Source organism: Desulfosediminicola sp. (assembly GCF_048381775.1).
Taxonomy (GTDB): domain Bacteria; phylum Desulfobacterota; class Desulfobulbia; order Desulfobulbales; family Desulfocapsaceae; genus Desulfopila; species Desulfopila ganghwensis.
The window spans coordinates 37,134-61,166 of the sequence record NZ_JBLXGE010000001.1; the positions used below are offsets into that span (position 1 = coordinate 37,134).

Below are 24,033 nucleotides of genomic sequence, written 5' to 3' on the forward strand. Positions count from 1 at the left end.
TTTCCAGTAATATCTGGTTTTCTGTCTCCTGCTGGTACATTTTCCATCTTACCGCTTCCCCTCTGCAAACTGACTATGAATATTGCGTACTATATGCCGTTCAAGCCCCTGGGCCACCCCAATCCATCCGGTGACCTTGTTGCGGGAACGGAGCTTTACAACTATCTCACAAAAGCAGGCCACAACTGTCAACTTGCCAGTCGGCTGAGGTGCCGCTGGATTTATCTGCGCCCGTTTGCTTTAATGAGACTGCTTGCCGAGCAGAAGAAGGTCTCGCAATCCTTAAGCACAGCCCCTGTTGATCTCTGGCTGAGCTATCACAGTTATTATAAGGCTCCGGATTTACTTGGCCCGTACTGCGCGAAAAAGCTGGGCATACCATATGTGATATTTCAGGGAATTTACTCTACCAAACGGCGTCGCAAGCTTAAAACATTGCCCGGCTTCTATCTCAACCGGCGAACCCTATCTGCTGCCGACCTGATCTTTACCAACAAGAAACGCGATCACCGTAACCTGCTGCGCCTGCTTCCCCCTGACCGGGTCTCGTATATCGCCCCAGGCCTGCACACCAGGAACTTCACCTTCAGCAATGAGGCCAGAAGCCGGCTTCGCAGCCAATATGAACTCGCAGATAAAGTTGTTGTCATGAGCGCTGCCATGTTCCGCCCCGGAGTAAAAACTGATGGACTCACCACAGTCATCAGATCCTGTGCCAAGCTGGTCAAAGAGGGCGCTGACATCCAGCTTCTCATTGCCGGAGACGGCAACAGCAGGGCTCAACTCAAAAAAACCGGCAATCAGCTACTCGGCAAGAACATAACTTTTTTAGGGAAAATTCCACGAAATGAGCTTTATCAGTACTATAGCGCAGCAGATATCTTTGCCTTTCCCGGTGTCGAAGAATCTCTGGGTATGGTGTATCTCGAAGCCCAGTCATGCGGGTTGCCGGTAGTGGCTTATGAAGACTGGGGTGGTGGCGAGGTTATACGAAACAGTGAGACAGGGCTGCTTTCAAGCGTATCGGAACCGGATCTTTTCACCCAAAACCTTAAACATCTTGTTGCCGATCAGGAATTGCGTCGGGCCCTTGGCGGCAATGCCGCTTCCCACGCACGAACCCATCACGAACTTGATCAGAATTACGATTTTCTCTGCAAACGTCTTGAAGATATCCGGACCCGGTGATTTTTTCCCAAAAGTCTCCACTCCTCCTTCAGAACCAACTGGAGACAATGCTTCAGCTGCCCTAAAAAAAGTATCGTTGCTTCTTATATTATCAATTTCAGGACATTTCTAGTATGCTCTCAAACCAGTGCCACGGCAGGGATGTCTATGAGACTTTTTACAGAAAGACCATAAGGGGCTGTTTTCTTATACTAATCACCTAATATACATTAGATACACATGCTGCAATTCAGGCTTCGTTTCTTTGCCATTTCATTACTCTTTGTCATATGTTCGCTGCTGAATCCTTCAGCAACCATGGCGCAAAAAGAGAAAAAAACCGTTCTCTACCTGAACTCCTACCACGATGGTTACCAGTGGTCTGATAACGTCCTTGAGGGTATTCGCAATGTTCTGACTGAAAGTGAATACATGATCGATTTGCAGATCGAATATATGGACGTCAAAAAGTACAATTACGATATTATCAAGACTACGCTGTACACCCTGTATAAGGAGAAATTCAAGTACGAAATCTTTGATGTTGTTCTTGTTTCCGACAACGATGCTCTCAGCTTTGTCCACGAATATCGCGATAAACTTTTTCCCGATGTTCCCATCGTTTTCTGTGGAGTCAACGGCATAGAAACAGTTGACTTGGCCATGGGAAATATTACCGGGGTCATCGAAAACTTCGACCTGGCCGGTACCCTGGATATCGCCCGCGAACTCCACCCTCACAAAAAAAGAATGATCGTTTTTGGCGATGACTCTATCACTGGTCACGCGATCGCCAAGCAGGTCGAGAATAAAATGCTGCTTTCCGATCCCGATCTGCACGTCGAATTCTGGTTTTCACTTTCTGTCGAAGAAACAGTAAAAAGAGTCGAAAATCTCCCTGATGACACATTCCTCTTTTTCACCCCCTGGTATCAGACCGTCAATGGCAGATTTTTCACCACTGAAGAAGTAATGGAGGAGATCTATGCTCATTCCAAGGTGCCGCTTTATACCAGTTGGGATTTCCTGCTAGGTCACGGTGTAGTGGGTGGCAGCATGCTTTCCGGGGCCAAACATGGTAGCACGGCAGCGCAGATAGCTCTGCAGGTACTGCACGGCCAGGAAGCTGAAACCATACCCATTATGATCGAGGAGGCCGGCTCTTATATGTTCGACTACAACGTCATGACCCGCCTCGATATAGATCAATCGCTGCTACCTGAGGGCGCTACCATCATCAACAGTCCCAAAATTTTTTACGAGCTGTCGAAAGAGCTGTTCTGGACTATCATGATCTCCTTTTTTCTGCTCTTTACTGCACTCCTGTTCCTGCTCATAGCCATGTCTGAGCGACGCAAAATGGAGCGTCAGGCGCTGGAACAACTTTCATTTCTTGAGACGCTTATGGATTCAATCCCCCAGCTGGTTTCATGGAAGGATCTGCAGGGAAAATACCTCGGTGCAAACAGGACTTTCATTGAATTTTTCGGTATTGACAGTATTGAATCCATGCGCGACAAGACCGCCAAGGATGTGGTGTCGGACAAGGACTACGGGAACTGGTCCACCCAGGCTGATGCGGCCGTTATCAAAGAGCGCAGACCATTCCGCAAGATGCGCAGGCACCTTATTGATCACTCCGGCACTTCAGGCTGGCTTGAGGTAAACAAGGTACCGCTGCTTGATCAGGCCGGAAAAATTGTCGGCATTCTATCCACTGCTGAAAATATCACCAAAGAACAGAACCTGGAAAAACAGCTCATCCAGTCCCAGAAAATGGAGGCGATCGGCACCCTGGCTGGCGGTATTGCCCACGATTTCAACAACATTCTGACCTCAATAATCAACTCCACCGAGCTCGCCATGGGCGACGTTGAGCCAGGCTCCCAGACCGAAAAGGATCTACAGAGAGTGTTGCGGGCTGCCCGTCGGGGAAGCCGGGTGGTCAAGCAGATTCTCTCTTTCAGCAGACCGTCCAGTGAAGGTTTTCAGCCAACGGACATCGCCCAGATCATCCATGAGGTGCTCGGCCTCCTTGACGCCTCCCTGCCTGCAAACATCGCGGTCAACCTGGAGATTGATTCTGAGAAAATGATGGTCAACAGTGACCCGACCCAGATTCACCAGGTCATCCTCAATCTCTGTACCAACGCCTTCCATGCTTTACGGGAAGTCGGCGGTACGCTCGGGATTGGTCTGTCAACCGTCTGCCTCGACATTGAACAGGCTGTAACCATGAACATTACGGATGGCGAATATGTGAAAATGACAATCTCCGATTCGGGTCACGGCATAGACTCCGAAATTATTGACAATATCTTCGACCCCTTTTTCTCAACCAAAGACATTACCGAAGGGACCGGTCTGGGTCTCGCTGTTGTCCATGGTATCATCAAGGGCCATAAGGGAGCCATAAAGGTGCACAGCGCCCCTGGTGAGGGCACTTGTTTTGAGATATACCTGCCCAAGAGCCAAGACAACGATTTCCCGGCAGATGCTGACACCATCACGATCGATCAGGGCAATCTCACCATCCTCTTTGTGGAAGATGATGAAGACCAGCTCAACAGTGTCCCGCGGATTCTCCGTGAGATGGGGCACACTGTCATTGCTATTCAGGACCCAATTATCGCCATTGAGCAGGCACAGCTTCAAAAAGATGCAATAGATGTTATTATCTCCGATTACGACATGCCGGCCATGAACGGAACGCAGTTGGCTAAAACTCTGGAAGACTTCCCGATAATTCTGGTCTCAGGCAGGGAAGATGCGATAATTGCGGCAAAAAAACAGCCTAATATTATTAAAACAATTATCAAGCCTTACGATAAACAGGACCTGAAAGTTGCACTGGGCGCCAAGTATGACAAGGAGTAAGCGATGAACCAAATGCTGATACTCGATGATGACATAGAAGCTTGCGAGACCATAGAGAGCCTGATCACCAGGCAATCCCACAGCTGCGACATGGCCCACAGCCTGAAAGTCGGCTTGAATCTCCTGAAAACCAAGAGCTATGATGTCGTCTTTTTAGATGTCCATCTTCCGGACGGCAACGGCCTCGACATCCTGCCGGAGATAATGGCCCTGCCCAACCCGCCCGAGGTGATAATCCTCACGGGCAAAGGTGACCCTGACGGTGCAGAACTCGCCATCAAGGGTGGCGTCTGGGACTATATCCTGAAGCCTTCCAGTGTACGCGAGATTACCCTGACCCTCAACCGGGCCTTGAAATACAGGCTGGAAAAGAATGCCCGCAGCGAGCAACAACAGCTCGATCTCAGCCTGGTGGTTGGCGTCAGCCCAGGCATCAAGACCTGCGTGCAGCTCACTTCCAAGGCCGCGCGCTCAGACTCCAATGTCCTCATCACCGGTGAAACTGGTACGGGTAAAGAACTTTTTGCCCGTACTATTCACCAGAACAGCAGGCGCTCAAACCAGAATTTTGTGGTTATCGACTGCGCGTCCCTTACCGAATCGCTGGTTGAATCAACGCTTTTCGGCCACCGCAAAGGCGCCTTCACCGGTGCCCAGAGTGATCAGCCCGGGCTGGTTAAACTTGCTGATGGCGGTACCCTGTTCCTTGATGAAGTTGGGGAAATGCCCCTGTCCCTGCAGAAAGTTTTTCTGCGGGTATTGCAAGAACGGCACTTCAGGCCCGTTGGTGCGCCGCAGGAGGACACCTCCAACTTCCGGCTTATTGCAGCAACAAACAGGGATCTCGACATGATGGTGGAACAGGGGAAGTTCAGGAGCGATCTGCTCTTTAGAATCAACACCATGCACATCCGCCTGCCGCCTCTGAGAAAACGTACCGAGGATATCAAGCCGCTCATTCTCTCCCGGATGAACACGCTCGAAAAGGAATATGGTCTGACTCCCAAGAAGCTTGGTGATGATTTCCTCAACACCCTGCTGAACTACAACTGGCCAGGCAATGTACGTGAGCTTTTCAACATCCTGGAACGAGCCATGGTCAACGCTGATGAGGAGAACACTCTCTATGGCGTCCACCTCTCCAGGGAACTGCGGATACAGGTTGCCAAAGCCCAGATCAAGCAGATGACCGGCTCTGAAGTCACCAGCGATGAAGCCTACTCTGCCAACGACGGTGTCCGAAAAATTGGACAAGAGATTTTCAAAGATATTTTTGACCGGCCACTACCCCCTCTAAAAGAGTTCAAAGGCATGACTGAAAAGATCTACCTGAGCGAAATGATTCGCCAGTGTAACGGTGAAATTACGCCAATTTTAAAGAAATCTGAGCTTTCCCGCTCTCACTTCTACTCCCTTCTGAAAAAGTACGGCCTCTCACTGTAGAATCACTCTCCGATCTGCTGAACTGAACACTACTGATCGTTTTTGGTCTGCTGAACGACATCCTGTCCGATAAATCAGACAGAATGTTATTGATCAGACCACCCGCCAGCCAGCCTGTTCTTCTGGTTATTATTTAATTTTCTCACTTTGTTTCGGCATGTTACCCCAACAATAATTTGAGACATACCCAAACCTCACTGTTTTTTGCTATCATGATCGTAACAGTTACCGGGCGGAACAGGTCATGATTCACCTGCCGAGCTTCAGCCCAATCCGGCTAAGCCCTTGCATTACCGTGCCGTGGCCACAATAACGTTTTCATGGTACACTTCCTGCAAAGAATACAGGCTAGTGAAAAACCTGGTTTATAGGTTGTGTTCAGAGGTGCTTTCGCTTCGGCTTTTCCCCCTGGCCACCCAGGGAAATAACCCCCCGGACCATGACTGCCAGGCAATACCGATACGACAAGAATTTTCGTTCACTCATGGTGAAGTGATTCCTGGTCTAACTACCATCACTGGACATACCAGAGTTGGTAAAAGTTAAACACGAACAATGGAGTAGGTTCATGCCCACAAACGTTCAACTCTCCCGCTTCATGGAAGCCGCCCGCAGGGTAGGTGCTGAAGTAACACAACTGGAAGGCCTTCAGAATGTTGCCGACTATGTTGCAGCAAACTCCACCGGCAAAGCCCTCGTTCCTGATACTGCCCTCGCGGCAAAGTACAGCCTTGGCAGTCTGTTAAAAGAGACTGGCGTCGATGTCCATGAAGGTAGTTTCCGCAATGCAGGCAATTTCCCGGGTGCAGGTGTTACCTTCAGTAATTTTGCCATGGCGGATACCGGTACCGTGGTTCTGGAAAGCACGATGGAGGATATTCGTCTTGCAACCACGCTGCCTGAAAAACACTTTGTCATAGTCGATCCGGAGACCGTGCTGGAGGACAACCTCGCAGCTGTCGCACCCATGACCCAGATGCACAAGGGCAACGAGCCCAGATTTATGGCCTATGTCACTGGTCCCAGCCGTACTGCCGATATTGAGCGCGTGCTGACCATTGGTTGCCACGGTCCAAGAGAACTTCACATTCTGGTGGTTGAAGGAATTTCCAGCGACCTCATGGAAATCTAAGAGATATAATTTTCGATTGTAACAGGGAGAGCTGACATGGCCACCAATCCATCATATAAAAAGAGCGTCGACGACGCGATCAACAACCCGAAACTGAGCAAAGCCCTTCATCTCTTTGGAGACGCCTACCTTATCGCTCGCGAGAATGCCTACCGGGGCCTCGATTTCGATAGTATGCGCAAGGAGCTGGCTGAGATTAAAGATGACGTACGTGTACGTCGTAAAGAGCTGCTCGAAGAATTCATCAAGAATGCAGAAGCTGCCGGCTCTAAAGTATTTATCGCCAAGGATGTAAAAGAGGCCAACGATTACGTGGTCAACCTGGCGAAGAAGAAAGGTGCCAAGCTTGTCGCCAAGTCCAAGTCGATGGTCAGTGAGGAATCTCATCTGAACAAAGCCCTCGAAGCCGCAGGTATCCGTGCCTCCGAGACCGATCTCGGTGAGTGGATCGTGCAACTTGCCGGGCAGCGCCCCAGCCATATGGTTATGCCCGCTATCCATCTGTTCAAGGAAGATGTGGCACAGCTTTTTGGTAAGGAGGTCGGCCAGAAGCTGGACCCTGAAATCAAAACCCTGGTAGATGTCGCCCGTAAGCGTCTGCGCCAGGAGTACTTCGATGCCGACATCGGCCTCACCGGAGCCAATTTCCTGGTGGCCAACACCGGCGGAATCGGCCTGGTAACCAACGAGGGCAACGCCCGTCTTTGCGCTACCATGCCGGACACCCACGTCGTTTTTGCCGGTATCCACAAGCTGGTCCGCAATATGGAAGACGCCATCAAGGCCACCCGCCTGCTGCCCCGTAATGCCACCGGCCAGCTGCTGACTTCCTACGTTACCTGGATCCGCGGCACCGTACCAAGCGACGACAAGACCAAAGAGCAGCATATCGTTCTGATCGACGGTGGTCGTGAGAAGCTCTACGAGTCAAAAGCATGTCAGGACGCCCTGCGCTGTATTCAATGTGGTGCCTGCGCCAACGTCTGCCCTGTCTACCAGACCGTGGGCGGCCATGTGTTCGGCTCCATTTACATCTCAGCCATCGGCATCATCCTCACCGCATTCTACGAAGGTCTGGATAAAGCCAAGGAAATCACCCGTGCCTGTATCGGTTGTCGCTCCTGTACCGCCGTTTGTCCGTCAAATATCGACCTTGAAGAGATCATCCTCCACCTGCGTAACGAGGTGACCAGTGAATACGGCATGGGATTGATCAAGAACGTGGCTTTCAAGGCAGTAATGAAAAACCGGGGCCTGTTCCACTCCATGGTTCGTGCCGCCTCCAAACTGCAACGCCCGGTCACCCAAAAGGGTCGTGACAACTCCGAGAAGCGGGTAATCCGCCATCTTCCGATGCATTTCATGGATCGAGATTTCACCGAATGGCGTGACCTGCCTTCCGTGGCCGAAACCTCTTTCCGTGATATGTTCAAGGATATCAAGCAGGATGTCACCAACCCTAAATACAAGGTTGGGTTCTTCGTCGGTTGCGGCGCGGACTTTGTCTATCCTGAAGTGGGGACCAGCCTGATCAAGGTGTTAAACGCCCTGGATGTGGAAGTTGTCTTCCCCCAACAACAGAACTGTTGCGGTATCCCGGCGCTCTACTCCGGTGACACCGGTACCGGTGTCGAGCTGGCAAAACAAAACGTTGAGGCTTTTTCCGAACATAACCTGGATTACGTTCTCTCCATCTGCCCGACCTGTACCATGGGTGTCAAGCGCGACTTCTGCGAGCGTCTGGCCGATGATCCTGCATGGTCAGCCAAGGCGGAAGCACTTGCGGCCAAAACCTTGGATGCATCAGCTTTTCTTGAAAACGTGCTTGGTGCCTCTGAAAAGCTCGGCGAAATGAGCCAGCTTGGCGAGATCACCTACCATGACTCCTGCCACTTGAAGCGCGGTAACAACGTGTACAAAGAACCACGTGCCCTGCTCTCCGCTTCAGGTTTTGAGATCAAGGAGATGAAGAACAGCGATCGTTGTTGCGGTTTCGGCGGCACCTACTCGTTCCTGAGTCACCCGCAGATCTCCAAACAGATCACCAAGGACAAGATCGAGGCAATCAAGGATGCCAACGTCAAGACCGTTGCCATGGATTGCCCGGGCTGTATGATCATGCTCAAAGGTGCCATGGGTAAGGCCAACCCCAATATCCGCTGTGTGCACACCGTGGAGTTGATGGCCGAGGCTCTCGCCAAAAAGTAACACTCGTAAAAAAGTACCCGGCGGGATCCATTCCTGCCGGGTACATTCATATTGTGACAATCATTCGAAAAAAATGTCAGGAGGCAACCAGATGAGCGACAGACTGCCCAAAGTAGATAATCTCTGCACCAACCCGGAGAATCATAAAGCACACATGTGCGAGCTGAAGTATGCAGAAAGGCACGACGAAATCGACCGACTCAGTAAAGACCCTAAATTTGTCTGCGGCAACTGCGGCACCATGGCCAACGAGCTGGGAGCCCTCTGCGCACCCGGCCCCATCGAAGGTTCTGAAGAAAAATAGCAAAACCGCGTATGAGATGCATATCGGCACTGTCGCCGATATGCTAACACGTCCCTACCCTTTCTCCTTTCCTGTTGAACTGCCTGGTAATCCGGCTGAAAAAGCTCCCGCCAGAGCTACGCAAAAAGCTGCGGCCAGAAAAGCAGGCTGAAAGCTTCCCCACTTCTCCGCAAGACCTCCCGCCAGGGCTGGTCCGGCAATCTGCCCGATTCCAAAAATAAAGGTAACAAAACCAAACGCAGCTGCCGCCCCCTCTGCACCCACATAATCCCCCACCAGCGCCGCCATTATAGACGGCACGCTCCAGGCCACAATGGCATAACACACCAGTGATGCATAAATCGCTACGGGGGGCAATGAAAACCCAACTAACAGATAGGCACAAGCCTGCAGGCCGAACACCACCATTAAGGCTGATTTTCTACCATATCTATCTGAAAAATATCCAAATAACGGTCCTGAACCCAGGCTGAACAAACCGGCTAAGGCCCAGAGCTGGCCAGCTCCATACTCACTATAGCCGCGCTCTTCAACCAGAAAAGTCACCATGAAAGTGACATAAATGACGTAGGTGAAGCCAAAGAGGAAATAGAGCAGCCCGCAATGGAGAATAGCCTTTTTTCTATGCAGTGGCTGCCCGGAGGCCGCCCTCTCAACTCGGTAGTTCTGGTGCTTTCTCGAATTTTTGGCAGAATCCAGCCAGGTGCTTCGTTTTTCAGCCGGACTGTTACGTATCAGCAAAAGGGCAACTACAGCGATAACCACCACGACCCCTCCCAACACCAGCCAACTCGATCGCCAACCGAAGGCCATCTCATTGAGCAGTGGAACCAGCTGACCTGAAAAGACCAGCCCCAGTCCGTTGCCCATTACACAAATTCCCGCTGCCCGGCCTCGCATCCCGGGTTCAAACCAGGTTGATATCAAGGCCATTATCGGCACATTAGCCAGTGCTGTACCCACCCCGGTACAGCAATAGAGCAGCACAATGCCAATGTAGGAGTCCAGGCAGCTTATTAACGCCATGGACACGCCTACCAGCAATAGCGCCAGGAATATAAGTACCCGCGCGCCCAACAGACGGTTCAACCTGCCACAAACCAGTACAGCCGCCAGATAACCGCAGAAGTTCAGGGTAGACACCACCCCCATCTGGGAATAGCTCATCCCCACCCCTTCGGCCATGGCGGGCAACATCATCCCCAAAGAAAACCGTCCAAGCCCGAGTGCCGCAAATAACCCAAGCACTCCGGCCAACACGATCACCCAGCGATAAAAGCCACTGTTGTCATAATTGTCCAGCAAAGTATGCATCCCCACCCTCTCTTTTTCAGCCCCGGATCTCCGCCTCAGATAAACCATTAAAACGTAGTTGTTTCAATATATTATAATCACAAGCATAGACTTCCTTTGGTGTTTTGCGCTCATAGAGGGTAAAGTGACCGCCAGCAAAAGCCCTGCTGATGGCAGACTTCATCGATTCGGCAAACAACGTAAAGATTGCCACTGGCAAAAAAATAATCTGGTCTGACGGCTCATCCCTTTATGCCGGTTCACTCAGCACGACCTGCGACTTTAACGAAGAAACGGTTACGAATATCATATGATCAGCAACCTTACACTTTTTGCAGGGGAGATCTCCGCTCTCACAGCCGCCCTGCTCTGGGCCGTTGCCAGTATCTACTATGCTGATATCGGCCAGCGGATTGGTGCCCTGAATCTCAACCTGCTGAAAGGAATTGCCGCAATTTTACTGATGTCGCTGACACTGTTGGCGGGAAGCTTGTTCGAGATTTCCAGCATCAGCTTCGAAACCGTCCGGGCCATCTCCACAAAAGGCTGGCTACTACTGTTTGTCAGCGGGCTGATAGGTATTGCCATCGGCGATACAGCCTACTTCGCCTGCCTGAAGCGTGTCGGCCCGCAAAAGGGCCTGATGCTCGAATCGACCTCTCCCCTCATAGCCGCAGTGCTGGCTCTGCTGCTCTATGCCGAATATCTCTCACTGCTTTCCTGGAGCGGTATCACTGTTACCACCCTTGGAGTAGTCCTGGTAGTCAGGTACTCCATCGGGTCCAGTCAATACCACACCAGCCTGACTGGCGTTCTCTTCGGTCTATTGGCCGCGACCGGCCAGGCTGGGGGAATTGTTCTGTCTCGAATGGCTCTGGATGGGCAGAATATCGAGCCATTGGCAGGAGGACTCATCCGGCTAAGCGCGGGTGTGCTGTTCCTGACATGCTGGTTCTGGTTACGAAAATCGATAGGAGCAGGGAGAAATACAAGCGGCAACACCATGTCTTTATGTCAGGCGATCCATGCACTACGCGATAGAGGGGTGTTTATTAATCTTGTTATAGCTGTATTTATTGGAACGTACCTGGCGATCTGGCTCCAGCAGCTGGCGGTAAAATTCACCAACGCCGGCAGCGCCCAGGCCCTGCTTGGAACCTGTCCGCTTTTTGGCATCCTGATCGCGGTGAAGCAGGGATACTGCCAGCCCAAAGCTGTATGGTTCGGGCTGGCGCTTGGGATCTTCGGTATTTTATTGCTGTTTCAGTAATTTTCAGCGCACTGCAAGCGATGGCGACACCATTGCTGCTGAACTACTTCGTATGAACCGTTGCCTCGCCGAGAGCCTGCAGAAATCTTTGCCACGACTTTCTGTCGGCATCCTCGTTATACCTTTCTGAGCCAAAAACGGTAAAGGCGTGGGGGGCTCCGGAATAGCTGGTCATCTCATGTGAAACCCCTGCCTTCTCGAGTTCTTCAGCGAGATCGGCAAAGTCCTGCATGGTTATGGCACTATCGGCGGTACCATGAAAGATCAGAATTTCACCTTTTGCCTGGCTGTAATCCTGACCATCAGGGGTACTTAATCCACCGTGGAAGCTGACAAAGAGCTTCATGTCAGCACCTGAACGGACAAGTTCAAGCACCGCCGCACCACCGAAACAGTAGCCCATGGCCACTCCGTTATGAACCATTGCCCCAAGAGACCCTGCAGTCTCTATCGCCCCGTTCATCAAAGAACGCATTTTTTGCCGGTCCTTGTACAGCTCACCTGTATGCTGGCGTTTATCGCTTACCTCAGTGGGCCGTACCCCCGCCCCGAAGAGATCCGCAGCAAACACCGTGTACCCCACATCAGCCAGCATTTCAGCCCGTTTGATCTCATACTCTGTAAGCCCATCCCAATCATGAACAAGCAGGATAAAGGGGCTGTTTTCGCCAGCGCTGACGAAATATCCCTCATAGGGCTTACCATCCACCGTGTATTCAATTGTCCGGCCCTGCCCGAACACTGACGCCGGAAATACCAACAGCAACAGGAAAATCAATGTTTTCATCTTATTCTCCTCTAAGACGATTTACTTGTATACATCCAGTGCATTACATTTCTTAAGAAATCGTGCTGAACACGTTACCGCTAGTGCAAATATGAATTTCTTTTTCGATAACCAATAGCAGGGAGAGAAAGGAGTACCCTAAAAGGCTCCTTGCGCTATCCTTCCGGCAAGGGCTGCCTCCCCCCTGCACCATGCAGTATATGAAAAACCTGATTCTTAAAAAAAATAATATTGAACCTCTACAAATCAACGTTCACCGATGCCTGAAACTGGGAAATAATATCGCAAAGACAATGCACATTGCTTAATTATGCTTTAGATTGTCGCACCGTGTTGAGGAGATCTTGTTTTTTGCAGGAAAAGAGTCCTGAGTTAGAGTATGCTCATCCTTTTGTATGAATCTACAATTGTTATTTTTATTATGTTGATCATCCCCACCCGGAGCAGTGATAAAAATGCTGCCATCTCAAAAATTACCCACTAATTTATCGATAATTCAAGAGAACCACTATGCTTCAGATAGATAATTATGTGTATGCCGAAAGCCTGCAAGAGGCCTATGATATTCTGCAAACACAATCAGGCGCCACCATCCTGGGCGGCTGTGGCTACCTGCGACTTGGCGGCCGGAAGATTGCCACGGCAATCGACTTGAGCCGACTGGATCTTGACTACGTCCGCGAAACCGGCCAGGACATTGAAATAGGCGCCATGACCAGCCTGAGGACTCTGGAGACTGCTGCTCTCATCCAACAGCTCTCGAGCAGGGTACTTTCAAAAAGCGTCGCCAACATAGTCGGTATCCAGTTGAGAAATGGTGTCACCATAGGCGGCACTGTGGCCGGTCGGTACCCTTTCTCAGATCCAATCACGGCCCTGATGGCACTCGAAGCGGTGCTGGTCTTTCATAACCATGGCAGGATCAGTCTGAAAGATTTTCTGGCGGGTAAAGGAGTAAAAGATATTCTGGTCAAAGTGGTCATCCCGAAAAGCGACAGTCTGGGAGCATATCAGTCTGTTCGCCGCTCGCATACCGATTACGCCATCTTAAACACCGCCGTTACCCGGAAAAACGACCATTTCAAGATTATTGTCGGTTGCCGCCCCGGACGTTCAGCCTCTGCCGTCAAGGCAGAGAATTACCTGAATGAGCACGGCCTTACCGGTGAAAGTGCTCTGGAGGCCGGCCGACTCGCCGCCGATGAGCTGAAGTTTGGAGACAATCCGCGCGGCAGCGGTGACTACAGAAAAGCGATTTGCCCGGTACTGGTACAACGTGCCCTGATGGAGGTTATGAATGCAGCTTGAAACAACAATCAATGGCAGACCGGTACCCCTGACTTTTGCTGCAGGTGAATTTTTATCTGAAACCTTGAGGCGTTACGGATATCTGAGCGTGAAAGAAGGGTGCGACACAGGTTCATGCGGCCTCTGTACCGTCTGGCTTGATGGCTCACCTGTTCTCTCCTGTTCCACTCTCACAGCCCGATGCGGTGGCAAAGAAATTACCACCATAGAGGCCCTTCAGACTGAGGCCGAAGAGTTTGGTCGCTTTATGGTTGCCGAAGGTGCAGAGCAGTGCGGCTTCTGTGCCCCGGGATTTACCCTGACCGTGCTGGCCATGAAACGGGAACTGGTTGACCCCGACGAAAAAGAAATCAGCCATTATCTTGCCGGAAACCTCTGTCGTTGCTCCGGTTACCAGGGCCAGATGCGGGCAATCAAAAAATATATGGGGGTGAAGTAATGAAGTATGTAGGAAAAGGAATCCCCAAAATTGACGGCCTGGCACTTGTAAAGGGCAAGCCTGCGTATACCAGTGACCTTGATATCAACGACAATGCGCTGATCGTCAAGATCCTGCGCAGTCCCCATGCCAAGGCGAGAATTATCGGCATCGACGCCAGCACGGCATTGGCCATGCCCGGTGTCGAGTGTGTCCTGACCCACGAAGATGTACCGAAAACCCGTTTCACCCTTGCCGGTCAGTCATTTCCCGAGCCCTCCCCCTACGACCGCAGGATTCTTGATGACCGGGTACGTTATGTCGGCGACGAAGTTGCCATCGTTGCAGCTGTGGACGAAGCCACTGCCATGGAGGCACTTGCCACGATCAAGGTTGATTATCAGGTTGAAACTCCGGCGCTCGACCTGAACGAAGCCATCGACAGCGAACACCTGGTGCACGACTATGAGGTGCACACCAACTTCCCCATCGGCCATGACGCCACACGCAACATTGCCGCCAGCCATTACAGCGAGCAGGGCGATGTAGAAGCTGAACTTGCCGCGAGTGATGTGGTGGTTGAAGAGATATACAATACCCAGGCCCAGGCCCATGCCATGATGGAGACCTACCGTGCCACCACCTCGCTTGATGTCAACGGTCGTCTGCAGGTCATGAGCTCAACCCAGATTCCCTACCACGTGCGTCGGCATCTCTCCCGGATACTCGATATCCCAAAGAGCAGGATCAAGATCCTCAAGCCCCGCCTGGGTGGTGGCTTTGGCGGCAAGCAGACCGCCTCTGTCGAGCTCTTTCCGGCTATCGTCACCATGAAGACGGGCAAGCCGGCCAAAATCGTCTACACCCGCCCGGAAACGTTTGCCTGCGCCACCAGCCGACACGCCATGCAGCTCAAGGTTCGTCTCGGTGCTGACCGCGACGGTACCATCCGTGCAGTGGACATCTATTGCCTCTCCGACACCGGTGCCTACGGCGAACACGCCCCCACTGTATTCTGGGTTGTTGGTCAGAAAACCCTGCCCCTTTACGGCAAGGCAAAATCGTGCCGTTACCACGGCCATGCTGTTTACACCAACAAATCACCTGCTGGCGCACTGCGCGGGTATGGCGCAACCCAGGGCACTTTTGCGCTGGAGTCTGCCATAAACCAACTGGCCGCCGAGCTGGATATAGACCCGGCCGAGTTACGACTGAAAAACCTGCTGAATGAAGGCGAGTCCCATCCGGAGCTTTGCGGTTCCTCCCCGGAGAAGAGCGCTACCCTGGCCAGCAGCAGCCTGCACCGCTGTATAGAAAGAGGTCGTGAACTGATAGGCTGGCCCCAAAACTACCCGGCTGTAAAAATCAGCGAGAATAAAGTCCGCGGCTATGGCATGTCGGTCACCATGCAGGGCTCCGGAATTTCCGGAATCGACACCGCCTCGGCACTTATCAAGCTGAATGAAGACGGTTTCTTCACCCTCTCCCACTCCGCCTCGGACATGGGCCAGGGTTCCGATACTGTCCTCAACCAGATCGCCGCCGAAATTCTGGAAGTAGAAATGGAGCAGGTGGTCGTCACCAGCTTTGACCTGGACACCAGCCCGTATGACCCTGGTGCCTATGCCTCAAGCGGCGCCTACGTCACCGGCCATGCCACCCTGCTTGCCGCACATGACCTGGTCCGCCAGATGTGCGAGTCAGCTGCTAAAGCACTGAATGTTACTATAGATAGCGTTGAATATGCCGGAGGGGTGCTCACCAGCGATGACAAGAGCATGACCATTTCCGAGCTGGCCGCCCACCTCTGCTCCCAGGGTGGCATGGACATCCTGGTCGGTAAAGGCACCTTCGGCAGCGACACCTCTCCACCACCTTTCATAGCAGGTTTTGCCGAAGTTGAGGTTGACCTTGAGACCGGCGAGTCGATGGTCACCGATTACGTGGCGGTGGTTGACTGCGGTAAGGTGCTCAATGAGAATCTCGCGCGCATCCAGGTGGAAGGCGGCGTCGTGATGGGTATCGGCATGGGTTTATATGAAGATGTTCGCTTCAGCTCCAAAGGTAGACTGGCGACAGCATCCTTTATGGAGTACCGAATTCCATCACGTGAAGATTTTGGCCGCATCCGTGTCGAATTCGAAGAGAGCCATGAGCCAACCGGCCCTTACGGCGCCAAGTCCATCGGTGAAGTGGTCTGCAATACTCCGCCACCGGCCATTGCCCATGCAATTGCCAACGCCACCGGCCAGTGGCATAGAAAACTGCCCATCCTGGCAGAAGATGTACTGCTGGCATACATCAGGAAAAGAGAAACAGAGCATGAGTGAACACCAGTCATTTCTGAGCAGCCTGAAGATCCGCCGGGGCGAAGTGATCAGCCTGGTCGGTGCCGGAGGTAAAACCTCGCTGATGTACAGGCTCGCCGAAGAGGGGAGAGCTATCGACTGGCGGGTGCTGGTAACAACCAGCACCCGCATTCTCACCCCAAGACCAGAGCAGTATGATCTGCTCGACCTCAGCGGCGGAATCCTGGCTGATAAAGATTCGCTCCCGCCCGGCATTTATGTTGCCGGAGTTCCTGATAGCGATCCCGCCAAAATGCGGGGTGTTGCCATGGAGTTGCTCTACTATCACCTGAATCGTTTTGACCTGGTACTGATAGAGGCCGACGGCTCTGCCGGTAAACCCCTGAAGGGATGGCAAGCTACCGAACCGGTTGTTCCGCACTTTACCAGCAGCACAGTCGGAGTGCTCGACATCCAGACCATCGGCAGAACCATAGACGACTCACTGGTGCACAGGCCTGGCCTGTTTTCCCTGCTGACCGGCGGCTCCGAGGGCGACATGGTCAGCCTTGGTCATCTCCTGCGAGTCATCACCCAGAGTGAGGGATTGTTTAAAGATTCTGTTGGAGCGGAAAAGCTGTTTATCAACAAGGTCGAAAGCCGGGCAGATCAACAGCAGACCGATCTCCTTAAAACTCAGATCGAAAACGTACAGGTCACGGCAGGCAGTGTTCAGCAGGGAACGATCTATGGCTCGTAGCATTGACGCGGTTATACTTGCTGCCGGTCTCTCCAAAAGGATGGGGTGTGATAAACTGTTGCTGCCGGTTGCCGGTTCAACACTCTTTGGTACTTTTCTATCCCGGTTCCCCTTCTCGCTCTTTACCAAAACAGCAGTTATTGTCGCAAAAGATGAGGTCGCAGGAATCTGCCGGAACTTTCCCGTTGGCATCTGCCATAACGACACACCCGAAACGGGGCAGGCCCATTCCATCCACCTTGGCCTTGCCAACACGACACCGGGAAACCCTATCCTGTTCAGTGTGGCTGATCAGCCGCTGATACGTCATGAAACGATATCGCGTCTCGTTGAAATGTCTTCAGAAAATCCAGGCTCAATTATTCAGCCCAGAGTTAATTCTCTCCCCGGTAATCCCGTTATTTTCCCGGCCGATTTGCGAGATGAGCTTGCCGGGCTGGCAGGAGACTCAGGTGGCAGGGAAATCATCCGGCACCATAACCGGCGGGTCACCTGGCTCGATCTCGACTCTGCAGACCAGTTTTTTGATATCGATACTCCCGAAGAGTATCAGGAGTTCCTGAGACAATGGCCCAATCACCACTGATCATTGTCCGGGGCGGCGGCGATATTGCCACAGGGACCATCTGCCGTCTTCATAACTGCGGTTTCAGGTTATTGGTGCTGGAGGTTGCCAACCCGACAGCAATCCGCCGCACTGTCTCCATAAGCGAAACCCTGCAGCTTGGCAGCCATAACGTCGAAGGGGTGAAGGCAGAGCGTATTGAGCGAGTGACAGATTGCGAGCGTATTTGGCAAAATAGCCGGGTACCGGTCTTAGTTGACCCGAACGCTGACTGCCTCGGTACACTTGCCACCCAGCCCTCCTGTATCGTTGATGCCATCCTGGCAAAAAAAAACCTCGGTACCACCATCAACATGGCACCGATAACCATCGGGATCGGCCCGGGTTTCACCGCTGGCCTAGACGTCCACGCAGTGATAGAGACCAACCGCGGACATGACCTGGGCCGAATTATATACACGGGTAGCGCCACGGCCAACACCAGCATTCCGGCTGAAGTTGGCGGTTTTTCCAAAGAGCGGGTGCTGTATGCCACCCAAGCCGGCACGTTCAGGCTGATGAGAGATATCGGCAGCGTCGTGTACCAGGATGAACTGCTGGCAAAAATAGGCAACTCCCCGGTTATCGCCCCATTCACAGGGCTGGTCCGGGGCATCCTTCGCGATGGAGCCACCGTACACAAGGGGTTGAAAATTGCCGATATCGACCCGCGCCTGGACGAGTTGAAGAACTGCTGGACTATCTCCGACAAAGCCCGTAGCATAGGCGGTAGTGTGCTCGAAGCCTTTCTTGCGCTACAAGTTCGCAACACCAGTCTCTAAGTTACAGGAACAATAACCCACTCCGGCAACCTTAACGCCACAGCACTTCCACAACATCATGGAACACCAAGTCATTCAGACACTTACCACCTGTATTGAAAACAATATTCCCGTGGCCCTGGTCACAGTAATCGCCAACACCGGTTCCTCACCCGGCAAGCCCGGTGCTATCATGACAGTGCAGCCCAATGGTGAGACCTGCGGCACCATAGGTGGCGGCAACCTGGAACATCAGGTTATAGCCAAAGCACTCGGCTGTCTTGAAAATGGTGAAAGCACTGAGATGCACTATTCCCTAAGCCCCGGCGGCGACCTTGGTATGCGTTGTGGTGGAGAACTCAGACTTTTCATACGGGTTTTCGGCAACCTGCCGCAGCTGGTCATCGTCGGCGCCGGCCATATCGGTCTGGAATTGTATCAACTCGCCCTGCAGCAGCATTTTGAAGTGGTAGTAATAGACGACAGACCCGATCTTCTCAATAGCGAGAGATTCAGCAGAGGCGATAAAATAGTTACCGACGATATCCCCCAGGCAATCAGCGCACTCACCATCACCCCCAACACTTTCATCACCATCGCCACCCGCTCCCACGAACTGGATAAGCTGGCTCTGGCCGCGGCTACGAAAACCGACGCCCCTTACATAGGCATGATCGGCAGTCGCCAGAAAGTACGACACACTTTCAACTATCTACTTGAGCAGGGGATTGCCAAAGAAAAAATAGCGAAACTCTACGCCCCGATGGGCCTTGATATCGCCTCCATCCTGCCCAGGGAGATCGCCCTCAGTATCATGAGTGAAATTCTGCTGGTGAAAAATAAAGGGTCACTTCAGCATATGCGACAGGTAAAAGATGCTGCCGCCATACTTGCCGAACTTGAATAGTTCGTTCTCTTCTCCACCAAAAAAATGGCCGATGCGGTTTTTTACCGCATCGGCCATTTTCTATTCATACACCTCTTTCCGTTTAACCCGTATTTCAGCTCAACTCAGGCGTATAATTACAATGTCCCAGAAACACTGATTAATCACGAAGCCTCTCAGGCAACACCATATTCAGAAAAATTGCCAATACAGCAGCCGGCAAAATACCTGAGGTCAACAGGATTTTTGCTGTAGCCGGTACATGCTGCAGCGCATCCGGAACAGCCTGCAAGCCAATACCGATTGAAAGGGAAATCGCCAGAATCAGCATATTGCGCCTATCCCAGGTCACCTCACTCAGCATCGTCACACCGGCGGAGACAACCATGCCAAACATAACAATAACACCGCCGCCAAGAACAGCGATAGGCATGGCCGAAATGAGTGCACCAACTTTTGGCACCAGACCCGCCAGGACGAGAAACAGGGCTCCAAAGGTCACTACGTGTCGACTCATAACACCGGTCATGGTGATGAGACCGACATTCTGGCTAAAAGAAGTATTGGGCAAACCGCCAAAAATTCCGCCAAGCACTGTTCCGATACCATCTGCCATTGTTCCGCCTGAGATCTCTTTATCGGTTGCCTCACGCCCGGCACCACCCTTGGTAATTCCTGAGATATCACCAACAGTTTCAATGGCCGAAACAAAAGACATCAGACACATACCGATAATCGCTGCGGCATGAAACTCTACCCCGAACTTAAACGGAGAAGGCATCTCGAACCAGGGTGCATGCCCAACTTTGCCAAAATCGACCATACCCATCGGGATGGCAACCAGGTAACCAATTACCAGGGCAATGAGAACGGCGGCACTTGAAACAACGCCCCGGGTAAAAAACTTCAAACCCATGGTGACCACGATAACGATCAGGGCGAGAGACCAGTGGGCCAGGCTGCCGAACTCAGGCGTGCCCATCAATGGTACACCGCCAGCGGCATATTTAATACCGACAGGGAGCAGGGTAAGGCCAATGGTAAGTACCACCACTCCGGTAACAAGAGGTGGCAGGAAGTTACGGATTTTGCCAATCACGGTACCCAATAGAAAGTGAAAAAGACCACCAACAATAACGCCGCCGAAAAGTGCCGGCATACCTGCAGACTGAACCAGAGGAATCATGATCGGAATAAAGGCAAAACTGGTTCCCTGAACAATCGGCAGTCTTGCACCAATGGGACCAATACCTATGGTCTGCAACAGGGTGGCAATACCGGCAAAGACCATGACAATCTGAATCATATAGACCATCTCGCTTGAGCCAAAAGCGAACCCGGCAGCAAGAGCAATGATAATCGCAGGGGTAACATTGCTGGCAAACATGGCCAGCACGTGTTGAATACCCAAAGGAATAGACTGGTGTAACGGTGGCAGATAATTAGGATCTCGTAACTGTTTCGAACGCTCGCTTCCCATCAGGAATCCTCTTCGTGTTGATTGCTGGATATGGTCTGAAAATTGGCCGAGTTACTACAAAGTGAGAATTGGCCCAAAAAACCCGCATTTTTAACAGATTCGGGAACCTGCTGTCAACCCCTCTTTACATTTTTGTATAAGTTTTCGATTTTGCAGAGCTAAATAAAAGCCCGCAAATTGACGAGATAGGGAGGGCTGCCCGATGCAGACGTCCATATCCCGGGCAGCCAGCCGGAATTTCACGAAAAATTGCAATATAAGCAAAGGAAGGGAGCGGTTAATTCCGAAGACGACTTAGAGGGATGGCGTGAATACGCCGTAAATCTTTGTTGAGTCGGAAATACCTATTGTTGATGGTTCCATCGAGGACAAGCCATCTGTTATCGGTAAACATCCCGGTGGTGGCCTGAATGGAGCCGTAGACCTCGACACCTATGATCCTAATATCGATTGTTTTTTCGTCTCAATACTCCTCTGCACTGAACAGGGAGACAATATCCACATCACCGTGGGCTCATACTGTCTACTTATCGCCGCTTTTTTCCGGGCACATCTCCACCCGACATCAAACGAAGTGCTTTATATTTAAAATGTTACGAAAACAATATATTAAGCCAAACACACTCCTTCTTATCCATAAAAAACAGGCTGCTTTACGCCTCTGTGTTCTTCCCGCCACGTCCTTATTGTCGATTATTCACAAGAGAACAGCAATAGCCCTTGAGCGCTGACATTATTGCGGTTTTAATAGAACATTCAACCACTCATCATTACGCCGTCTCATTCACTGAAGTCTTCGAAAAATCTAACTATCGAGGAACATATGAAAGCAGGAATAGTTGGCCTCCCCCAAACCGGCAAGAAAACACTCTTCCAGGTTCTCACCGGCAGCGAAATCCGGGACCAGACCGGTGCCGCCAAACCCATCCCCGGCACAGCAGACATCACAGACAGCCGTTTTGACACCCTTGTCTCCATGTATAACCCCAAAAAAGAAACAAAAGCCCGGCTGGATCTGGTGCTGCTGCCCAAAATCGAGCAGGAGACCATAGCCAGAGGCGATATCTTTCGAGAGATAAATGATGTGGATGCGATCTGCCATATCGTGCGCGCCTTTGAAGATGAGTCAATTTACCATGAGGCCGGCTCGGTTGATCCCATCCGGGATGTGGAAATGGTCAACTCGGAGCTGCTGATGCACGATCAGATTTTTATCGAAAAGCGCATCGAGCGCCTTGAGACGACTATCAAAAAGATAAAAGACGATAAAAGCGTTAAAGAGCTGGAACTGCTGCAGCGGATGCAGGCCCACCTGGAGGGAGAACAACCGTTACGCCTGATGGAATTTACCGAAGACGAAGACCTGATGATTCGCAGCTACCCGCTTATCACCAGAAAAGAATTGATCCTCGCCTTTAATGTCGCTGAAGACCAGCTCGACGATACGACCCTGCTCGAGCAGGTTCAATCAATCTGTGAAACACAGAAAATTGAGGCGATGCTGGTCTCGGCCCAGGTTGAGGCTGAGATCAGCCAACTCGACAGTGAAGAGGAGAAGCAGGAATTCAGGCAGGATCTCGGTATCGAACGTCCGGCGTTGGAGATCCTGACCTCCCTCTGCCTCAAAGCTTTGGGCAGGATTTCCTTTTTTACCGTGGGCCCTGATGAAGTTCACCAGTGGCTGGTGCGGGTCAACTCACCCGCCCCGGTTGCTGCGGGGGCTATCCATTCCGATCTGCAACGTGGCTTTATACGGGCGGAGGTCATAAAATATGACGAGCTGATCGAGCACGGCAGCGAAGCCGAGCTGAAGAAGGTCGGAAAGTTTTACCTGCAGGGCAAGGATTATATTGTGGTCGACGGTGACATCCTCAATATTCGTTTCAAGGTCTAGTACGAATTTCTCTCGGAAATTATCTCGGTTTTACAATTGGATCAACGACCCTGAAGTACTGCAAAATACTCCCCGGCTACCCCGAAGGGTAGGATCATAAAAGATAAAAAGGGGGTATCGGTAAGCCGATACCCCCTTTCACTTCCCACACGTCCCGATCACTGCCAATTACAGATTACGCAGTGCCTCGATTCGTTTATCGATTGGCGGGTGGCTTCGGAAGAATTCAGCCATACCACCTTTTCTCGGCCGAATACCGAACGCAGCAACCTGCTCTGGCAACTGTGATGGTTCATGATGCGCCTGCAACCGCTGCAGCGCGCCGATCATCTTGTCCTTGCTGGTCAGATATGCTGCACCGCGGTCGGCGGTAAATTCCCGTTTTCGTGAAAACCACATGACGATCATCGAGGCAAAAAGTCCAAACACGATCTCCAACACGATGACGACTGCTATATAACCGAAAAAGCCGAGGCCGCCCCCTTCCTCGTCACCCAGGAAATTACTGATAACATTCGCTGCGATGCGGGACAGGAAGATAACAAATGTATTCAATACCCCCTGAATTAGGGTGAGAGTTACCATATCACCGCACGCGACGTGGGTCATCTCATGGGCCAGTACCGCCTCGACCTCATCGCGTGACATATTCGCCAGCAGACCAGTGGATACGGCAACCAGTGCATCGTTTTTCTTCATGCCTGTGGCAAAGGCGTTCATGGCTGGCGAATTGTAAATCGCCACCTCCGGCATACCGATCTCTGCTTCCTTTGCCATGCGGGCTACGGTATCGTACAACCATTTCTCAGTCGGATTAGACGGTTGTTCGATGACATGGGCTCCGGTTGATTTCTTGGCGATCCATTTCGACATGGCAAGGGAGATAAATGACCCACCCATACCAAACAACGCCGCCATAACCAGCAGACCGGATGTAGATCTGGAGTCAATCCCCAGAACACTCATTACTACCCCCAGCAATACCAGTATTGCCAGGTTGGTTGCGAGAAACAGACCTATTCGTAGCACGCTTCGCCTCCTTTGGAAAATTTGGACGTTCTGAACCATTTCATTTTAATATTCAATTTCAGAACATTACCTGTCATAATTATATTCGGAATTTGCACAGAATAATAACCATCCTGTTATACGG

At 51.7% G+C, this 24,033-nt stretch carries 20 protein-coding genes; 16 read left to right on the forward strand and 4 right to left on the reverse strand.

Features of this window, described 5'->3' with window-relative positions:
- The first annotated feature begins 75 nt into the window (after positions 1-75).
- The 6 genes from ACN5NT_RS00170 to ACN5NT_RS00195 all read left to right on the forward strand — a co-directional run bounded on the left by ACN5NT_RS00170 (position 76) and on the right by ACN5NT_RS00195 (position 9,131).
- The gene (locus tag ACN5NT_RS00170; protein ID WP_419174047.1) at positions 76-1,188 is read left to right on the forward strand and encodes a glycosyltransferase family 4 protein; all 1,113 of its coding nucleotides are present in this window, start codon (positions 76-78) and stop codon (positions 1,186-1,188) included.
- Positions 1,189-1,407: 219 nt separating this feature from the next.
- On the forward strand, positions 1,408-4,044 hold the full coding sequence (locus ACN5NT_RS00175) for an ABC transporter substrate binding protein (RefSeq protein ID WP_419174048.1): 2,637 nt from the start codon (positions 1,408-1,410) through the stop codon (positions 4,042-4,044).
- 3 nt (positions 4,045-4,047) lie between these two features.
- A complete protein-coding gene (locus ACN5NT_RS00180) occupies positions 4,048-5,487 on the forward strand; it encodes a sigma-54-dependent transcriptional regulator (protein WP_419174049.1) in 1,440 nt (479 codons plus the stop codon).
- Between the two features lie 568 nt (positions 5,488-6,055).
- A complete protein-coding gene (locus ACN5NT_RS00185) occupies positions 6,056-6,619 on the forward strand; it encodes a LutC/YkgG family protein (RefSeq protein WP_136798652.1) in 564 nt (187 codons plus the stop codon).
- A 36-nt stretch (positions 6,620-6,655) separates the two neighbouring features.
- The gene (gene ldhH / locus ACN5NT_RS00190; RefSeq protein WP_136798653.1) at positions 6,656-8,827 is read left to right on the forward strand and encodes an L-lactate dehydrogenase (quinone) large subunit LdhH; all 2,172 of its coding nucleotides are present in this window, start codon (positions 6,656-6,658) and stop codon (positions 8,825-8,827) included.
- 91 nt (positions 8,828-8,918) lie between these two features.
- Complete coding sequence (locus ACN5NT_RS00195) at positions 8,919-9,131, forward strand: hypothetical protein (protein WP_136798654.1); 213 nt, start codon at positions 8,919-8,921, stop codon at positions 9,129-9,131.
- A gap of 54 nt (positions 9,132-9,185) precedes the next feature.
- Here the strand turns inward: ACN5NT_RS00195 and ACN5NT_RS00200 are convergent, their stop codons facing one another.
- A complete protein-coding gene (locus ACN5NT_RS00200; protein ID WP_419174050.1) occupies positions 9,186-10,445 on the reverse strand; it encodes an MFS transporter in 1,260 nt (419 codons plus the stop codon).
- A 149-nt stretch (positions 10,446-10,594) separates the two neighbouring features.
- Between ACN5NT_RS00200 and ACN5NT_RS00205 the strand changes: the two genes are divergently transcribed.
- Together ACN5NT_RS00205 and ACN5NT_RS00210 are read left to right on the forward strand one after the other, a co-directional pair.
- Positions 10,595-10,738: a hypothetical protein gene (locus ACN5NT_RS00205; protein ID WP_153305560.1), complete on the forward strand. Its 144-nt coding sequence runs from the start codon at positions 10,595-10,597 to the stop codon at positions 10,736-10,738.
- Entirely contained in the window at positions 10,735-11,694 is a 960-nt protein-coding gene (locus tag ACN5NT_RS00210; protein WP_419174051.1) for an EamA family transporter, read from the forward strand. The genes ACN5NT_RS00205 and ACN5NT_RS00210 overlap by 4 nt, the downstream gene beginning before the upstream one ends.
- A 43-nt stretch (positions 11,695-11,737) precedes the next feature.
- Here ACN5NT_RS00210 and ACN5NT_RS00215 read toward each other — a convergent pair whose 3' ends face one another.
- Positions 11,738-12,481 (reverse strand): dienelactone hydrolase family protein, encoded by a 744-nt coding sequence (locus ACN5NT_RS00215; RefSeq protein ID WP_419174052.1) that lies wholly within the window; start codon positions 12,479-12,481, stop codon positions 11,738-11,740.
- Positions 12,482-12,991: 510 nt separating this feature from the next.
- On the opposite strand from ACN5NT_RS00215, the gene ACN5NT_RS00220 reads away from it, so the two are divergent.
- The 7 genes from ACN5NT_RS00220 to ACN5NT_RS00250 are packed head-to-tail and all read left to right on the forward strand — an operon-like array spanning position 12,992 to position 19,527.
- The gene (locus ACN5NT_RS00220; RefSeq protein WP_419174053.1) at positions 12,992-13,789 is read left to right on the forward strand and encodes an FAD binding domain-containing protein; all 798 of its coding nucleotides are present in this window, start codon (positions 12,992-12,994) and stop codon (positions 13,787-13,789) included.
- Positions 13,779-14,228 (forward strand): (2Fe-2S)-binding protein, encoded by a 450-nt coding sequence (locus ACN5NT_RS00225; protein WP_419174054.1) that lies wholly within the window; start codon positions 13,779-13,781, stop codon positions 14,226-14,228. The genes ACN5NT_RS00220 and ACN5NT_RS00225 overlap by 11 nt, the downstream gene beginning before the upstream one ends.
- A complete protein-coding gene (locus tag ACN5NT_RS00230; protein ID WP_419174055.1) occupies positions 14,228-16,537 on the forward strand; it encodes a xanthine dehydrogenase family protein molybdopterin-binding subunit in 2,310 nt (769 codons plus the stop codon). The genes ACN5NT_RS00225 and ACN5NT_RS00230 overlap by 1 nt, the downstream gene beginning before the upstream one ends.
- Positions 16,530-17,255, forward strand: coding sequence for a selenium cofactor biosynthesis protein YqeC (gene yqeC / locus ACN5NT_RS00235; protein WP_419174056.1), 726 nt, complete (start codon positions 16,530-16,532; stop codon positions 17,253-17,255). The genes ACN5NT_RS00230 and yqeC overlap by 8 nt, the downstream gene beginning before the upstream one ends.
- Positions 17,245-17,841 carry a nucleotidyltransferase family protein gene (locus ACN5NT_RS00240; protein ID WP_419174057.1) on the forward strand — a complete coding sequence of 199 codons (597 nt, stop codon included), beginning with the start codon at positions 17,245-17,247 and terminating at the stop codon, positions 17,839-17,841. Before yqeC ends, ACN5NT_RS00240 begins: the two co-directional genes overlap by 11 nt.
- Positions 17,823-18,641, forward strand: a complete 819-nt coding sequence (gene yqeB, locus ACN5NT_RS00245) for a selenium-dependent molybdenum cofactor biosynthesis protein YqeB (protein WP_419174058.1) — start codon at positions 17,823-17,825, stop codon at positions 18,639-18,641. Before ACN5NT_RS00240 ends, yqeB begins: the two co-directional genes overlap by 19 nt.
- 58 nt (positions 18,642-18,699) lie before the next feature.
- A complete protein-coding gene (locus tag ACN5NT_RS00250) occupies positions 18,700-19,527 on the forward strand; it encodes an XdhC family protein (protein WP_419174059.1) in 828 nt (275 codons plus the stop codon).
- Positions 19,528-19,666: 139 nt separating this feature from the next.
- Here the strand turns inward: ACN5NT_RS00250 and ACN5NT_RS00255 are convergent, their stop codons facing one another.
- On the reverse strand, positions 19,667-20,986 hold the full coding sequence (locus ACN5NT_RS00255; RefSeq protein ID WP_136798664.1) for a uracil-xanthine permease family protein: 1,320 nt from the start codon (positions 20,984-20,986) through the stop codon (positions 19,667-19,669).
- Positions 20,987-21,809: 823 nt separating this feature from the next.
- Here ACN5NT_RS00255 and ACN5NT_RS00260 point away from each other — a divergent pair.
- A complete protein-coding gene (locus tag ACN5NT_RS00260) occupies positions 21,810-22,880 on the forward strand; it encodes a DUF933 domain-containing protein (RefSeq protein ID WP_136798665.1) in 1,071 nt (356 codons plus the stop codon).
- Positions 22,881-23,048: 168 nt separating this feature from the next.
- Here ACN5NT_RS00260 and htpX read toward each other — a convergent pair whose 3' ends face one another.
- Positions 23,049-23,909: a protease HtpX gene (htpX, locus tag ACN5NT_RS00265; RefSeq protein ID WP_419174060.1), complete on the reverse strand. Its 861-nt coding sequence runs from the start codon at positions 23,907-23,909 to the stop codon at positions 23,049-23,051.
- Between the last annotated feature and the right edge of the window lie 124 nt (positions 23,910-24,033).